Origin of the sequence: Deinococcus piscis, from assembly GCF_014653275.1 — a bacterium.
Classification (GTDB): Bacteria; Deinococcota; Deinococci; order Deinococcales; family Deinococcaceae; genus Deinococcus; species Deinococcus piscis.
Genome location: NZ_BNAL01000003.1, coordinates 1 through 13,846, shown reverse-complemented (window position 1 = coordinate 13,846; position 13,846 = coordinate 1). Strand labels below are relative to the sequence as shown.

General features: G+C 64.7%; 16 protein-coding genes. 5 read left to right on the top strand and 11 right to left on the bottom strand.

The features are described from left to right. The first annotated feature begins 4 nt into the window (after nucleotides 1–4). Both IE158_RS01820 and IE158_RS01815 read left to right on the top strand, forming a co-directional pair. Nucleotides 5–1,195 (top strand): amidohydrolase, encoded by a 1,191-nt coding sequence (locus IE158_RS01820; RefSeq protein WP_189641971.1) that lies wholly within the window; start codon nucleotides 5–7, stop codon nucleotides 1,193–1,195. Beyond that, nucleotides 1,182–2,114, top strand: a complete 933-nt coding sequence (locus tag IE158_RS01815; protein WP_189641970.1) for an RluA family pseudouridine synthase — start codon at nucleotides 1,182–1,184, stop codon at nucleotides 2,112–2,114. Before IE158_RS01820 ends, IE158_RS01815 begins: the two co-directional genes overlap by 14 nt. Here IE158_RS01815 and IE158_RS01810 read toward each other — a convergent pair. After that, a complete protein-coding gene (locus IE158_RS01810) occupies nucleotides 2,098–2,541 on the bottom strand; it encodes a hypothetical protein (RefSeq protein WP_189641969.1) in 444 nt (147 codons plus the stop codon). The two genes, IE158_RS01815 and IE158_RS01810, sit on opposite strands and share 17 nt — an antisense overlap. Before the next feature lie 10 nt (nucleotides 2,542–2,551). Between IE158_RS01810 and IE158_RS01805 the strand changes: the two genes are divergently transcribed. After that, nucleotides 2,552–3,106, top strand: coding sequence for a hypothetical protein (locus tag IE158_RS01805; protein WP_189641968.1), 555 nt, complete (start codon nucleotides 2,552–2,554; stop codon nucleotides 3,104–3,106). 7 nt (nucleotides 3,107–3,113) lie between these two features. On the opposite strand, the gene IE158_RS01800 is transcribed toward IE158_RS01805, so the two are convergent. Genes IE158_RS01800 through IE158_RS01790 form a run of 3 tightly spaced genes read right to left on the bottom strand, consistent with a single transcriptional unit; the run spans nucleotide 3,114 to nucleotide 5,641 of the window. Then, on the bottom strand, nucleotides 3,114–4,067 hold the full coding sequence (locus tag IE158_RS01800; RefSeq protein WP_189641967.1) for an endonuclease/exonuclease/phosphatase family protein: 954 nt from the start codon (nucleotides 4,065–4,067) through the stop codon (nucleotides 3,114–3,116). A gap of 13 nt (nucleotides 4,068–4,080) precedes the next feature. Then, nucleotides 4,081–4,908, bottom strand: coding sequence for an SDR family oxidoreductase (locus IE158_RS01795; RefSeq protein ID WP_189641966.1), 828 nt, complete (start codon nucleotides 4,906–4,908; stop codon nucleotides 4,081–4,083). A gap of 22 nt (nucleotides 4,909–4,930) precedes the next feature. Beyond that, a complete protein-coding gene (locus tag IE158_RS01790) occupies nucleotides 4,931–5,641 on the bottom strand; it encodes an enoyl-CoA hydratase-related protein (protein WP_189641965.1) in 711 nt (236 codons plus the stop codon). Between the two features lie 37 nt (nucleotides 5,642–5,678). On the opposite strand from IE158_RS01790, the gene IE158_RS01785 reads away from it, so the two are divergent. After that, nucleotides 5,679–6,371 (top strand): histidine phosphatase family protein, encoded by a 693-nt coding sequence (locus IE158_RS01785; RefSeq protein ID WP_189641964.1) that lies wholly within the window; start codon nucleotides 5,679–5,681, stop codon nucleotides 6,369–6,371. Here the strand turns inward: IE158_RS01785 and IE158_RS01780 are convergent. The 5 genes from IE158_RS01780 to IE158_RS01760 form a co-directional block, all read right to left on the bottom strand. Next, a complete protein-coding gene (locus IE158_RS01780; protein WP_229838835.1) occupies nucleotides 6,365–7,585 on the bottom strand; it encodes a PQQ-dependent sugar dehydrogenase in 1,221 nt (406 codons plus the stop codon). The genes IE158_RS01785 and IE158_RS01780 overlap by 7 nt on opposite strands. Before the next feature lie 105 nt (nucleotides 7,586–7,690). Beyond that, on the bottom strand, nucleotides 7,691–8,626 hold the full coding sequence (pdxY, locus tag IE158_RS01775; RefSeq protein ID WP_189641963.1) for a pyridoxal kinase PdxY: 936 nt from the start codon (nucleotides 8,624–8,626) through the stop codon (nucleotides 7,691–7,693). Between the two features lie 39 nt (nucleotides 8,627–8,665). Then, nucleotides 8,666–9,202 carry a M23 family metallopeptidase gene (locus IE158_RS01770; protein WP_229838846.1) on the bottom strand — a complete coding sequence of 179 codons (537 nt, stop codon included), beginning with the start codon at nucleotides 9,200–9,202 and terminating at the stop codon, nucleotides 8,666–8,668. A 157-nt stretch (nucleotides 9,203–9,359) separates the two neighbouring features. Then, the gene (locus IE158_RS01765; RefSeq protein WP_189641962.1) at nucleotides 9,360–9,875 is read right to left on the bottom strand and encodes a GNAT family N-acetyltransferase; all 516 of its coding nucleotides are present in this window, start codon (nucleotides 9,873–9,875) and stop codon (nucleotides 9,360–9,362) included. A 63-nt stretch (nucleotides 9,876–9,938) separates the two neighbouring features. Then, on the bottom strand, nucleotides 9,939–10,802 hold the full coding sequence (locus tag IE158_RS01760; RefSeq protein WP_189641961.1) for a sulfurtransferase: 864 nt from the start codon (nucleotides 10,800–10,802) through the stop codon (nucleotides 9,939–9,941). A gap of 83 nt (nucleotides 10,803–10,885) precedes the next feature. On the opposite strand from IE158_RS01760, the gene IE158_RS01755 reads away from it, so the two are divergent. Further along, the gene (locus IE158_RS01755) at nucleotides 10,886–11,341 is read left to right on the top strand and encodes a SufE family protein (RefSeq protein ID WP_189641960.1); all 456 of its coding nucleotides are present in this window, start codon (nucleotides 10,886–10,888) and stop codon (nucleotides 11,339–11,341) included. 37 nt (nucleotides 11,342–11,378) lie between these two features. Here the strand turns inward: IE158_RS01755 and rdgB are convergent, their stop codons facing one another. After that, nucleotides 11,379–11,993 carry an RdgB/HAM1 family non-canonical purine NTP pyrophosphatase gene (rdgB, locus tag IE158_RS01750; RefSeq protein WP_189641959.1) on the bottom strand — a complete coding sequence of 205 codons (615 nt, stop codon included), beginning with the start codon at nucleotides 11,991–11,993 and terminating at the stop codon, nucleotides 11,379–11,381. Between the two features lie 74 nt (nucleotides 11,994–12,067). Further along, nucleotides 12,068–13,459: a D-alanyl-D-alanine carboxypeptidase/D-alanyl-D-alanine-endopeptidase gene (locus tag IE158_RS01745; RefSeq protein ID WP_189641958.1), complete on the bottom strand. Its 1,392-nt coding sequence runs from the start codon at nucleotides 13,457–13,459 to the stop codon at nucleotides 12,068–12,070. Nucleotides 13,460–13,846 lie beyond the last annotated feature (387 nt).

Sequence of the window (13,846 nt, the reverse complement as noted above, 5' to 3'; positions counted from 1 at the left end):
CCCTATGACCTCCCACGCTTCACCCCTGCCCGACGCTCTGCGCCAACAGCTGAGGGCCTGGCGTCGGCACCTGCACCAGCACCCCGAAATCAGCTTTCAGGAGCACCAGACGGCGGCCTTTATCCGCGCCGAGCTGGAGCGCATGCCGGGGCTGGAGGTCAGCCAGCTCACGCCCACCAGTGTGCTGGCGGCGCTGCGGGGCGAGGCAGGACCGGGGCGCACCGTGCTGCTGCGTGCCGACATAGATGCGCTGCCGATAGAAGAAGAAAACACCTTCGAGTTCCGCTCGCAAAATGCCGGGGCCATGCACGCCTGCGGCCACGACGGGCACGCGGCCATCTTGATGGGGGCTGCGCAGCTGCTGAGCGAGGCCCGCGCCGAGCTGAGCGGTGAGGTGCGGTTCATCTTCCAGCACGCCGAGGAAACCCCGCCCGGCGGCGCAGAAGAACTGGTGTTTAGCACGCCACTGATGGACGGGGTGGATATAAGTCTGGGGCTACACCTGCTCAGCTTCTATCCGGCGGGGGTGGTGGCCGTGCGTCCGGGCATGTTCATGGCCTCGCCGGACTCGTTTCAGCTGACCATTCGGGGCCGGGGCGGGCACGGCGGTATGCCTGAGCAGGCGGTGGACCCGGTGGCTATTGGGGCGCAGGTGGTGACCAACTTGCAGCATGTGGTGAGCCGCGCCATTTCGCCGTTCGAGCCGCTGGTGGTGTCGGTCACGCAGTTTCATGCGGGCACTGCCGACAACATCATTCCCGATACGGCGCGCCTGGCCGCTACCGTGCGCGTGTTCAGCCCCGAAATGCGCGAGCGTGCGCCGCAGGTGCTGGAACGTGTGATTGCGGGCATCTGCGCCGCGCATGGGGCCGAGTACGAGTTCGAGTACCTGTACGCTTACCGCCCGGTGGTGAACACCGACTGGGTGGCGGCGGAGCTGAGCGAAGTGGCCCGCGCCGTGGTGGGCGAAGACCGGGTGATTCAGGCGGGTATGTGGGCTGCAGGCGAGGATTTCAGCGCTTACCTGCAAAAATCGCCGGGCTGCTTTTTCGCGGTGGGCAGCGGATCGCCGCAGGCCAACAGCGAGTGGCCGCATCACCATCCCCGCTTCACGCTGGACGAATCGGCGCTGGACACGGGCGTGCAGATGATGGTCGCGGCGGCGCGGTACTTTACGGCACGTGACCCTCAATAGCGGCTACAGCTACCGCGAGCGCGTGCGCCCACAGGCGGTGGGCCTGAGTGTGCTGGACTACTACGCCCGCTTTTATTCCCACTCAGACCGTACTACCTGGGCGGCGCGGCTGGCGGCGGGTGAGGTGGAGCTCAATGGCGTGCAGGCCGTGGGCGACGAGTCTTTGTGCCCTGGTGACCGGCTGACCTGGCACCGCCCACCCTGGGCCGAGGAGGCGGTGCCATTGCACTTTGGCCTGCTGTACCAGGACGCACACCTGCTGGCGGTCCACAAGCCTTCGGGGCTGCCCACCTTGCCTGCGGGCGGCTTTCTGGACCATACCTTGCTGGCGCTGCTGCGTGAGCGCTGGCCGACTGCCACGCCTTTGCACCGGCTGGGGCGCGGCACGTCAGGACTGGTGCTGTGCAGTCTGACGCGGGCGGCGGGTTCACGGCTCACCGCCGACTGGCGCGGGGGGCGCATTGCCAAGCGCTACCGGGCGCTCTCGACTGGCGTGGCCGCGCAGGACGAATACGACATCACTGCTCCGATTGGACTGACCGAGCACCCCCGGCTAGGGCAGATTTACGCAGCCACGCCCCAGGGCAAGCCGTCACGCAGCCGGGCGCGGGTGCTGGAGCGCCGCCCCGAAAGCACGCTGCTCAGCGTAGATATAGAAACTGGCAGGCCACACCAAATCCGCATTCATCTGGCGTCGGTGGGGCTGCCGCTGTGGGGTGATCCCCTGTATCTGGCCGGTGGACGGGCGCGGCCAGACGCTTTGCCCGGCGACCTGGGCTACTGGCTGCACGCCGAGCGGCTGGAGTTCCAGCATCCGCTGACCGGTGAGCGCCTCAGCCTGTGCGCTCCGGTGCCGCCAGAGTTGCAGCTCGGTTTCTGTCTCTCCAGCGTTCCTGCGCCTGCTAATTCGTCTGGCTGAGGCGGGCCAGCAGTTCTTCGCGGCGCAGGTGCAGCTCGAACGCCGAGTCTTCGATAAAGTCGCCTGCGCCCCACTCGCTGCGGCGCTCCACCTCGACCACGTTCACAGCAATTTCACCGCGTTCGGCGGCGGCTGGGTCGCTGGCCGGGCGAATATCCAGCAGCAGGCGGCCTGCTCCGGCGGCGCGGAGCTCTTCCCAGAGGGTGCCCAGGTCGCTGGGGGTCATGCGGGCAAATTCGGTGCCGGGTTCGTCGCGGACTTGCAGGGCGGTGTTGAGCCGTTCCAGCGCCACGGCAGCCAGCAGCTGCGCCTCGGCATGGCCGTGCCCGTAGCCTTCCAGCTGCTGAGCGATAGAATCGGCCAAAACGCGCTGGAGTCGCTCCATCACGCCAGCCGCTGCCCCGGATTCCATAGCTACGTATTCCATACGGTGAATTATGTCATATACAGAATCAACAAATCAGTTTTGGCATCCATTTCCGCTACCGCTGCCCAGTGACGCCGGACAGTGCCAGTGGCAGGGCGGTTATGTGGGGTGTGGCCCACAGACGGCGGCTGTGCTGCTGGGCTGGTGGGGCACGCAGCTGGGCCTGCAATTGCCGGAGCGTGACGCCCTGGCAGCCGCACTGGCTCCACAGTTGGGCGCTTGGGTGGTGCCGTTCTCGGGTCGGCAGCGGGCGGTGCAGCCCTGGTCCTGGTTGCTGGGCCTAGGCCGCGTGCTGGAGCATGAAGGTGTGCCGCTGCAGGCGCGGGGGCACTGGGGTCATCAGCCGCAGACACAGCCCCGGCTGGCCCACAACTGGGCGCGCAGCATTCCCACGGTGGGCTTTGAGTTCAGTGGGCGCACCCAGCACTACGGCCTGCTGAGTGCGTATGCCCAGACTTCACAAGGTCTGGAAGGGCAGTTGGTGGCTCCGCTGGTCGGCAAACCTACCCTGCACCTGCAGCCGCGTCTGGGGCTGGGTGGGGTCTTCTGGCTGGAGCCCCGTTAGCTGGGCGTCAGTCGGGGCGCAGCACGGTGCGCAGGCCCCGGTGGTCACTCCCACCCGCGTCCAGCACCTCGGCCTGCACAGGCTGGAGCCCGCGCGCGAACACATGGTCTATGCGCAGCACTGGCACCTGCGCCGGAAAGCTGTACCCAAAGCCCTGCCCAGCCGCGTCCCAGGCATTCACGAACTGGCCGCTCAGGGCGCGGTACACCCGGCCACGCGGCGGCGTATTGAAGTCGCCTGCCACCACCACCTGTGGCATCTGCGCCGTCTCGCGCAGCAGGATATCCAGCTGCGCCCCCCGGCGGTTGCGGGTGGGAATTACCTGCCCTTTGAGTACGCCGCTCACCAGCACAGTAGAAAAATGCACGTTGACCACGTTCAGTTTTCCCTGAGGAGTCTGCACCGCCGTGACCAGAAAGCGGCGGGTGGTTTCCGGTAAGAGCACTTCGCGGCTGCCCAGTATCGGCAGTCGGCTGAGGGTGACCAGCTCACCGCCCGCGCCGGTCTGCGCCGCCTGATAGCCGGGCAGCTGACGCAACAGTTCGGGCGTGAATTCGGCGTCCCAGCCGTTGGTTTCCTGCAAAGTCACGATGTCGGCGTCCTGCGCACGGATTTGAGCCGCCAGAGCCTCGGCGCTGCCCTGCGTGCCCCGCGCAATGTTGTAGGTGAGGAGGGTCAGGTCGCCCGTCTGCGGAGGCTGTGGCAGATGCAGGGTCAGTCCGGCGTATCCCAATCCCGCCAGGGCCGCCAGCAGCACCGGCAGCCGCGCCGCTCGCTGGAATAAGGTCGCCACGGTCAGCAGCGGCCAGAGCGCCAGCAAAAACGCCGGTGGCGCGTAGGCCAGGAGCAGGGTGGGCACGGTGCGCTCGCCCACCCACTCGCCCAGGCCCCAGACCAGCAAGACCGTAGCCAGGTAAGCCCAGGCCAGCCGCGAAAGCCAGGAGGGCTGCCTTCTCTCCATCAACCAGTGACCATCAACCTTTTTGCATGTCCAGATACATCAGGTACTGCGGGGCACCGCCCAGCATGTTCTGGCCGCCGTCTACTGGCAGAATCACGCCGGTCACGTAGCTGGCAGCGTCGCTCACCAGCCACAGCGCGGCGTTGGCGATGTCCTGCGGCACTCCGAAGCGGCCCAGCGGCACCAGACGCTGAAACTGCGCCCGCGTGCGCTCATTGGGGGCCAGCCGGGCCAGGCCCTCGGTGCCGTCAATCGGGCCGGGAATAATCGCGTTCACGCGAATGCCCCGCAGGCCCCACTCGGCGGCCAGGGTCTGGGTCAGGGCGTCCACGCCCGCTTTGGCCGCCACCACATGCGCCTGCATCGGCACAGGCACGCCATAAGCGCTGATGCTCAGCACGTTGCCGCTGGGGGCCTTCAGGTGAGGCGCAGCGGCCTTGACCGAGTTGTAGGTGCCCAGCAGGTCAATGTCCACCACACTCTTAAAGCCGTTGGCGCTGATGCTGTCTACCGGGGCCGGGAAGTTGCCGGCTGCCCCGCAGAGCAGGATGTCCAGCGGGCCGAATTCCTGCACGGCCTGCGTCACCGCTGCTTCGAGCGCTGCCATATCACGCACGTCGGCGGTCACAGCCTGCGCCTCGCCGCCCATGTCCCGCACGGTCTGGGCAGCGGCCTCGGCTTTTTCGGGGTTGCGGCCCAGCAGGGTGACGCGGGCACCGTGCGCGGCGAAGCTTTGTGCCACGCCCAGGCCGATGCCGGACGTGCCGCCCGTAATCAGGGCGTGCTTGCCGGCCAGCAAGTCGGAGCGAAAAGTGGACTCGGGCGTACCTGGCTGTGTCATACCCCTGAGTGTAGAGCCTTATTCAGCGCGGCCTCGCCTGAGCGGCCAGGGCTGCCGCGTTCCACTCGCCCGCTTGCCGCAAGCCCTCTTCCAGCTGCAGCGCGTCCCGCAGCACCTGCTTGGTGCCCTTCAGGGCGTGCGGCTCCAATTCGGCCAGCTGTCCAGCTAGGGCTTCCACACTGGCGAACAGCGTGGCGGGAGTTTCCAGCACGCCGGTGACCAGGCCCCAGCGCTCAGCCGTGCGGGCGTCAATCGGTGCGCCGGTGAGGGCCAGATGCGCCGTGCGGCCCCGCCCAATGATGTCTGGCAGGCGCTGCAAGCCGCCCAGGTCGGCCACCAGACCCAGCCGCACTTCTGGCAGGCTGAACTGGGCATCTGCGCTGCACAGCCGCAGATCACACGCTGCAATCAGCTCCAGCCCCGCGCCGATGCAGTGGCCGTGAACCGCAGCAATGACCGGAATATCCAGCGCGGCGACAGCATTCAGAGCGTCCTGCATCGGCTGCACGGCCCCCCAGAAGTCGCCGCTCTGCTGGATGGCCGGCAGCGTGGCCTGCACATCCAGCCCGGCGCTGAAGATGTCCTGACCCCGGATCACCAGCACGCGTGCGCTGCCCAATTCGGCCAGCGCCTGCGGCAGTTCGGTCCAGAAAGCAGGGGGCATAGAGCCCTTCTTGGCAGTGAGGGTCAGGGTGGCGGCCTGACCGCTGCGGCTGAGTTCTACGGTGGACATGGCTCCAGTCTAGAGCTCGTGCCCCTATCCTGCACCCGTGAAGCTGCTCTTGCTCCGGCACGGCCAGTCGGCCAACAACCCTCTGGAGGGAACGGCCAACTATGCCCGCCAGCGTCATCCGGACCCGCCGCTGACTGCACTGGGACAGCGGCAAGCGCAGGGCGTGGCCGCCGCGCTTGCTAGGGGCTTCGCTGGTGAGCCGGTGACGCGGCTCTGTTCCAGCCTGACCCTACGTGCCGTGCAAACAGCTGCTCCGGTGGCTGCGGCACTGGGGTTGCCCGTTCAGGGGATGACGCTAGCCTACGAGTGCGGCGGTCTGACCACAGGCCCAGCAGGTCACTTTGCGCCCGTAGGGGGCCGGGAATACGCGGCTTTGCGGGCCGAGTGTCCGGGGCTGCTCTGGCCTGCCGAGTTGCAGGGGCAGGGCTGGGACGGAGGAGCTGAACCCTGGGAGCCAGCTGTCTTCGCTCGCCGCGCAGCACAGGTGACTGGCCTCCTTCGCAGCACCGCTCATGAAGGCGGTGACGGCGTCACAGTACTGGTGACCCATCATGACTTCGCTCAGTTCCTGTTGGCCGAGCTGCTAGGTCTGCCTCAGCCGTCCCTGACAGACCCGACCTTCCGGCTTTGCAACGCTTCGCTCAGCTTGTTGGAGGTGCGGCCTGCGGGTGCCGCCCTTCACTGGCTGAACCGTGTAGGCCATTTGCCCGCAGCAGAGCGGACCTACTGACCGCTGTCTGCCCAGGCCACCCGCCACACCCGGCCTGCACCGTCGTCGGTGACCAATAGAGCGCCATCTGATGCTACGGCCACATCCACCGGGCGGCCCTGCACCGCTCCGCCACTCAGAAAGCCGGTCAGAAAGTCCCCCACCTCGCCGGTTTGCGGGTTCACGGTCACGACTTTGTAGCCGCTTTTCTCGCTGCGGTTCCAGCTGCCGTGCAGCCCGGCAAACATCAGCTCCCGGTACTCGGCTGGGAAAGCCGCACCCGTATAAAAGCCCATGCCCAGCGGCGCGGAGTGTGCGGTGGTCAGCGCAAAGGCGGGCGTAGCGCTCTGGCACACTGAGGCGTCCTTCCCCCCAAAATCCTGGTCCCAGACCTGCGGCTGCCCTGGCTTGACCGTGTAGCAGTAGGGCCACCCATAAAAGCCTCCATCGGTCAGGCGGTAAAAGCCTTCGGGCGGCAGGTCATCGCCAAGTTGGTCGCGTCCATTGTTGGTGGCCCACAGTGCGCCGCTGTGCCACTCCAGGCCCACGGCATTGCGCAGGCCAGTGGCGTAGGGGCGGCCACCTTTGCCGTCTGCGTCATACACCCACACGGCGGCGCGGCGTTCATCCTGCTCCTCGCACACGTTGCAGGTGCTGCCGGTAGACACAAACAGCTGGCCCTCTGGGCTGAACTTGATCGTGCGGGTCCAGTGGCCGCCGTTTGGGGGCAGGTCAATGATCTTCTCCGGCCCGCCCTGCGCCTGCGTTTGTCCCGGCTGGTAAGGCAGGCGCACCACGCCGTCCGTGTTGGCGATGTACAGATGGTTACCGTAAAAGGCCAGGCCGTGTGGCTTATTCAGCCCACTAGCAAAGGTCAGGGTGCTGTCTGCCACGCCATCAGCATTGCGGTCAGGCAGCACATAGACCGTGCCAGCGTCCGGGTCGCTCACGAACACGTCGCCGCCCGGCGCCACCGCCAGCAGGCGCGGTTTCTGGAAGTTTTCGGCGTAGAGCGTGACCTGGAAGCCCTGCGGCGCTGTGGGGACAAAGCCGCTGGGCTGGTTGGTGCCTGTTTCACTGACTGCACGCTGAGAAACAGGAGCCGTCTGGGTCACGGAAGCCGCAGCGCCTGCGGTCTGCTCCTGCGCCGCTCCGGTCTGCTGGCCCGACTGTTGGACCGGGGCAGCGCAGGCCGAGGTAAGCAGGCAGGCCAGTGTGAGCGTCCATTTGTTCATATCTCACTGTGCCCTGCCCTGGCCGCCACTGGAAAAGAAGCAGCTTTATCTGTGCGCCAGTCACCTCTTACGGAAATGGTTGTTACGCAGGGTGACCCTGCACAGTTATTGCCCGCCCAGCACCACTGGCTGCGCTTCGAAGATGCGGCTCGGCTGCACCAACTCGTCTTGCACGGCAATCAGCCCGATTTCACGGGTGCCGGTGCGGTGGGTGTGTTCCAGCAGTGCGTACAGAGCGCTCATGCTCAGGCTGAGGGCCTGGGCCACACTGCCCGTGCGCAGGTACTGCCCATAAAACAGCGCCCCAATGGCATCGCCCGTGCCGTTGCGGGGCGGGTCCAGCGGCAGCAGTGGTGTGCGGCAAATCCAGGTGCCGCTGTCCGACATCGCCAGAGTCTCGATGCTGTCCTCGGGCGCGTCTTCACGGATTAGGCTGGTGACCACCACGGTACGTGGCCCGCCTTCACGCAGTCGGCTGCGCAGTTCTGCGGCGGCACTCAGCGCATCTTCCAGCGTGGTGACCTTGCGGCCCGTCAGCAGCTCCAGCTCGAAGTGGTTGGGCACCACGATGTCGGCGGCGGGGATGGCCTGGGCAGCAATTTGCTCTGGCAGTTCTGGATTCACAAACACCCCGCGCCCAAAGTCACCCATCACCGGGTCGCAGCAGTAGAGTGCCTGCGGATTGGCCGCCCGCACGCGGTTCACGGCACTGACCACCGCTTCCACCGTACCGGCGGAACCCATGTAGCCGCTGAGCACGCCGCTGCATTCCGGCAGCACGCCGCGCGCCTCAATCCCGTCAATCAGCTCTGCGATGTCTTCCGGCGGAAAGACTTTGCCGGTCCATGCTCCATACCCGGTGTGGTTGGAAAACTGCACGGTCTGAATGGCCCAGACTTCAAAGCCCAGGCGCTGCAGAGGAAAGGCAGCGGCGGCGTTGCCCACATGCCCGTAGGCCACCCACGACTGAATAGACAGGATGTTCTTGGGGGCTGTGCCCAGAGAAAGAGAAGACAGGCGCTCACTTTGCGGCGTGGTCATTCCCAGAGCATAACGCTGGGGCGCGCAAGGCCGCTTCGGCTAAGGTTTTTTGAGTAGCGGATAGGGGTTGATGGCTCCCTGCGCCGTATAGATACCGTAGTGCAGGTGTGGTGGCGTACCCGCCGCGTTGCCGCTGTCTCCCACATAGCCCACGGTGTCCCCCTGCTCAACCCAGTCGCCTTCTTGCAGGTCCGGGTAGCGCTCCAGGTGGGCGTAGTAGTGCCGCTGCCCTGCGGGGCCCAGCACCATCACGGTGCGGCCCCCCAGCCGGTTCTCGCCCACGTTCACGACCACGCCGGGGCCGGTGGACCGAATCGGCGTATTTCGGTTCGCAAAGATGTCTATGCCTTCGTGCTTGCGTCCCCCGGAGCGGGCCCCGCCCCAGGTGTCGGTCAGCACGGCACCGGGCAAGGGATTGGGCAGACTGTTCTCTACCGGAGCCGGCATCCTTGCCAGTTCCAGGTACTGTCGGCTGCGCTGAATGTGGGGCCAGAAAAAGGCGGTCAGCCCGCCCAGGACGGCCAGCAGGAGGAGCAGAGGAACAAGGGAGGACAGGGAGCGGCGCACGCCCACCAGTATGGCCTGGCGCGGTTAGACAGCCGTAACACTGCCAGCAGGAGCCATAAAAAAACCCGCTCGCCTTGCTAGAAGGTTCCGAGCGGTTATGTTCATTACTCTAGCGCGGTATGCACGATTCGTCAAGGCTATGCGGCGCTGTGGCTCCTAACTGAGATTAAGACAACTGGGAAAGCGGGTATGCCCAACACATCAGCTCGCCGTCTGAGCTGTCTAGGCGGCGACCTGTCAGCCTGAAGCCGTTCTTCTCCAGCACCCGGATACTGGGCTGGTTGTCCGGCACAGTTTCGGCCAGGACCGTCTGCACGTCGGGCCAACCGCGCAAGTGTTCCAGCAAAGCCCCGACGGCTTCGGTGGCGTACCCCTGACCGCGCCCGGCTTCGGTCAGCCCGTAGCCGATTTCCACCCGGCCCAGCTCGGGCGCATGCTTGGTGCCCAGCAGCCCAATGGACTGACCGCTGGCCCGCTCGACCACCGCGAAGGAACCCTGCACGGCGTCTTCTTCGCCCAGGTTCAGCAGGTGGATGGGGAAAATAATGGCCGCCTCCCCGGCCCAGCCCTGAGTGAACGTAAAGTCCTGTACCTGGAAATCTCCGCCACCCAGGGTCTGCATCAGCATCTCCCGTGACAGCGGAAGCAGGCGGAGGCGGGGCGTTTCCAAAACGTCTTTCACACGCCAGAAGATAAAGGATGGCTGGAACTCATCTGCTATCCCCCAGCATTCACTGCCTGCGATTCACTCTTCGCGGTACGTCTTTTCGATGGGCATACCGACGGCATTGCCCCACTCGGTCCAGCTGCCGTCATAGTTGCGGACTTTGGGATAACCCAGCAGCTCGCGCAGCACGAACCAGCTGTGGCTGGAGCGCTCAGCAATGCGGCAATAGGCAATCACGTCTTTGTCGGCGGTCACGCCCTCGCCCTCATATAGGGCCCGGAGCTCATCGGCACTCTTGAAGGTGCCGTCTTCATTGGTGGCCTTGGCCCAGGGAATGTTCCTCGCCCCAGGAATGTGACCGCCGCGCAGCACGCCTTCCTGCGGGTAGTTGGGCATGTGGGTCACCTTGCCGCTGAATTCGTCGGGGCTGCGTACGTCCACCATTGCCCCCTGACCACTCTGGACAGCTTCGAGGTGAGCTTTGACTTCGTCACGGTAGGCCCGCAGCGATTCGTCACGGGTCAGGGCCGGGTAGGTGGTAGGGACGGGGCTGGGCACTTCTTCAGTCAGTTCGCGGCCCTCGGCAGCCCACTTCTGGCGGCCCCCGTTCATCAACTTGAGGCCCTGCACGCCGCTGTAGGTCAGGAACCAGTAGGCGTAGGCAGCCCACCAGTTGCTTTTGTCACCGTAGAGCACCACTGTGTCGTCCTCGCGGATGCCCAGGCGGCCCAGCAGCTCGCTCACCTTGTCGGCGGTCACGAAGTCGCGCTCGGTGTCGTGCCACAGGTCACGCTGCCAGTCCAGCTTCACCGCACCGGGAATGTGGCCCATGTCGTACAGCAGGATGTCTTCATCCACCTCAATCAGGCGCACATTCTCGTCGTTCAGGTGCTCGGCCACCCACTCGGTGCTGACCAGTACGTCCTTGGCATAGTCACTCATGCCATTCAGCATAGCGGCCAGCCTGCCCAGAACCGAGGATGGCTGCCCCTCTTTGGTCTTCACCCTTGCGTTAGATTGGCAGCATGACCGACGCCCAGAGTGCCATGCCGCCCAAGCTGCAAAGCATCGTGTCCATGTTCAAGGCCATGCCGAAGGCCATGCGGCTTCAGGCCCTGCTGGACTATGCCAAGAAATTGCCCGAGCCCCCGCAGCACTATCTGGACCACCCCGAGTTTATGAAGCCGGTGCCCGAATGCACCAGCCCCTTTTTTCTGATTACTGAGCGCGAAGGCGACGCTGTTCACATGCACTTCAAGGTTCCGCCCGAAGCGCCGACGGTGCGCGGGTATGCGGGTATTCTCAAAGAAGCGCTGGACGGCGAAAGCCCCGAAACCATCCTCAATGTGCCGGATCAGTTCTATATGGATATGGGCCTCAGCGAACTAATTACTCCCATGCGGATGCGCGGGATGGGAGCCATCCTGATGCGGCTCAAAGGAGAGCTTCAAGGCGGTGCAGCAGCTCCTCAGGAGAGCTGAACATCGCGGCGGAATGCTGATGCCTGGACGCGTCGGCTTACTCGCTGTGGGCTGCCAGCAGCTCCCTTAAGGCCAGGCCCCGGTGGCTGAGGGGGCGCTTTTCTTCCACGCTCATTTCACCAAAGGTGCGTTCCTCGCCGTCGGGTACGAACAGTGGATCGTACCCAAAGCCCTGGCTGCCGCGTGGGCCTTCGAGCAGGGTGCCGCTCACTTTGCCCTCGTAGCACTCCATATCACCGTCGGGGTAGGCCAAAATCACTACACTGCGGAAATGAGCTCGGCGGTTCTTCTGGCCGCGCAGCTTCTCTAGCAGATGGGTGTTGCGCTCGGTATCGCTGGCGCAGTTGCCGAAGCGGGCGCTATACACCCCGGGTTGTCCGCCGAGCGCGTCCACTTCCAGGCCAGAGTCGTCGGCCAAAGCGGGCAAACCCAGCCGCGCCGCGATGGTGCAAGCCTTCAGGGCGGCGTTTTCTTCATAAGTGCTGCCCGTCTCCTCAGGCATGCTCACGTTACTGGGGAGGGGTTCCAGCTCCCAGCCAAGGCCTGCCAGTGCTTCGGCGATTTCACGCACTTTGCCGGGGTTGCCCGTTGCCACCACGACCCGCTTGAGGTCGTGTGTAGCGTCGTGAGGCAAATAGGATTCCTGTGTCATGGGTCCAGTTTAGGCGCTCTGTCAGCCGCTGAGCAGGTCCGGATGGGGGACACGTGGAGGGGCGGGTAGAGAGGTCAGTATTGCCCGGCAATAGCTCTGACCCAGTCGTCCTGCACGGCCCGCAGCTCCAGGATGGGCGCAGTTTCTGGGCCATTCATCAGCACGGCAAAAGCCAGCGGGTGTCCGCTTTGGCCGACCACGTAACCTGCCAGAGAGCTCACGCCGGGCAGGGTGCCGGTCTTGGCCCGCACGTCCAGGTCACTACCGACCAAGCGCCCGTTCAGGGTGCCGCCCCGGCCATACTTGCTGCCGCCTACCCCAGCATGTGCCAGCGCTTCGGCATAAGGATTGGCATTCTTCTCAAATACGGCGAGCGGGTCAGGGTAAGGCTGCCGGGTGCCGCCGGTCCGGTACATCACATCCAGCAGGTCTACCAGCGCGCGGGCAGTCAGGCGGTTGTCGCGGCTCAGGCCGCTGCCGTCGTGTAGCTCTATGCCCGAAGTGTCTACCCCCCAGCCCCTCAAAATGTTTGCTGCCCGCTGTCCAGCAGTCTGCAATGTGCCCGTGCCATCTGGCCGCGCTGCAACCGACGCCAAAAGTTCCTCAGCGCGCAAGTTGTCGCTGGGACGTAAGGTGGCCGCCAACATATCAGCAGGACCGGCACTCTGGGTGCTGGCCACGCCTTCTGCCGGGGACTCCGCGCTAGGAACGATAGGGGCGGCCAGCGCCGGGTCAGTCACGCGGATACCTGCATCTTCCAGAGCACGGATCAGGGCGGTGTGCAGCTCAGTGCGAAAGGCTGCTGGGCTGGACGGGCGTCTTTCTAGCCATTCCTGCGGCATAAAGGCAGCCATTGGCGTCTCAATGACGGCATCTTGCCAGCTGACTGGGTCCAGAATTCCGTCAGCAAGCTGCACCTGTCCCACTTCACGGATGCCGCTGGCCGCTGCTTCTGTGGCCAGCTCGGTCAAGGAATTGCTGGAGCCTGTGATAGAGAGCGTCGGATCAACAGAGCCGCGCAGGGTCAGTGCTGAAACCTGAGCTTTTCCCCATTCGGCTGCGGGCACGGTCAGCTCGGTGCTCCACCAGCCTTTCATGCCGCCGAGGTCGCCCAGTACGGCGGCAGCGGTGACCAGCTTGGTGGTGCTCGCCGGAATCATAGGTGTGTGTGGATTCAGGCTTTCTCGCACTTCACCCGTCACCAGGTCCTGCACCAAGAGCGTGACGCTGACCTGCTTCGGTAGATCACCCAGGACAGCTTGACTCTGTTCTGAAGGCGCAGGCTCACGCCGCAGGGCAACGGTCTGTTCCTGCCCCACAGCGTCTTGAATAGAGTCAGCTTTGATCTGCTGCGCTTGGCTGCCGAGTCCTCCTGCCAGCAAGGCTGCCCCCCCGAGCAAGAGCAGGACCGTTCGCGCTGGGGTGACGCGGGAAATCCGAGTGAACAAAGAGGATACAGCCAACATCTGCCTGCCAGGATAACGTGCTGGCCGGTATTTGGCTGGCTTAGTGGGAGAGCGCTGGAAAAGGGGTTGACACTTTTGGGGTGGGGATGTAATCTATTCCTCGCCCTTGAGAGAGGGCGCAGGCGAAAAAAGCGAAAAGCGAGTCCTCGCCGCGATGCATGACAACTCTGACAATGATGATGACAGGAACGTCTGACAGGACGTGGTGAGCGGCCCTCCCCCGAGTGGCTCCAGACTCACGAAGGTGACTGCGCAAGCAGAAACCAACTTAAAGCCAAGCACTTGATTGCTTGGGATCAATATTTGTTCAACTCATCTTCGGATGTTTGAAACAATCTCATGGAGAGTTTGATCCTGGCTCAGGGTGAACGCTGGCGGCGTGCTTAA

Excerpts from the sequence above, each read along its gene's own strand:
- IE158_RS01820 (WP_189641971.1), top strand. The coding sequence starts at position 5 with ATGACCTCCCACGCTTCACCCCTGCCCGACGCTCTGCGCCAACAGCTG.
- IE158_RS01810 (WP_189641969.1), bottom strand. The coding sequence starts at position 2,541 with ATGGAATACGTAGCTATGGAATCCGGGGCAGCGGCTGGCGTGATGGAG.
- IE158_RS01805 (WP_189641968.1), top strand. The coding sequence starts at position 2,552 with ATGTCATATACAGAATCAACAAATCAGTTTTGGCATCCATTTCCGCTA.
- IE158_RS01800 (WP_189641967.1), bottom strand. The coding sequence starts at position 4,067 with ATGGAGAGAAGGCAGCCCTCCTGGCTTTCGCGGCTGGCCTGGGCTTAC.
- IE158_RS01795 (WP_189641966.1), bottom strand. The coding sequence starts at position 4,908 with ATGACACAGCCAGGTACGCCCGAGTCCACTTTTCGCTCCGACTTGCTG.
- IE158_RS01790 (WP_189641965.1), bottom strand. The coding sequence starts at position 5,641 with ATGTCCACCGTAGAACTCAGCCGCAGCGGTCAGGCCGCCACCCTGACC.
- IE158_RS01780 (WP_229838835.1), bottom strand. The coding sequence starts at position 7,585 with ATGAACAAATGGACGCTCACACTGGCCTGCCTGCTTACCTCGGCCTGC.
- pdxY (WP_189641963.1), bottom strand. The coding sequence starts at position 8,626 with ATGACCACGCCGCAAAGTGAGCGCCTGTCTTCTCTTTCTCTGGGCACA.
- IE158_RS01760 (WP_189641961.1), bottom strand. The coding sequence starts at position 10,802 with ATGAGTGACTATGCCAAGGACGTACTGGTCAGCACCGAGTGGGTGGCC.
- IE158_RS01755 (WP_189641960.1), top strand. The coding sequence starts at position 10,886 with ATGACCGACGCCCAGAGTGCCATGCCGCCCAAGCTGCAAAGCATCGTG.
- rdgB (WP_189641959.1), bottom strand. The coding sequence starts at position 11,993 with ATGACACAGGAATCCTATTTGCCTCACGACGCTACACACGACCTCAAG.
- IE158_RS01745 (WP_189641958.1), bottom strand. The coding sequence starts at position 13,459 with ATGTTGGCTGTATCCTCTTTGTTCACTCGGATTTCCCGCGTCACCCCA.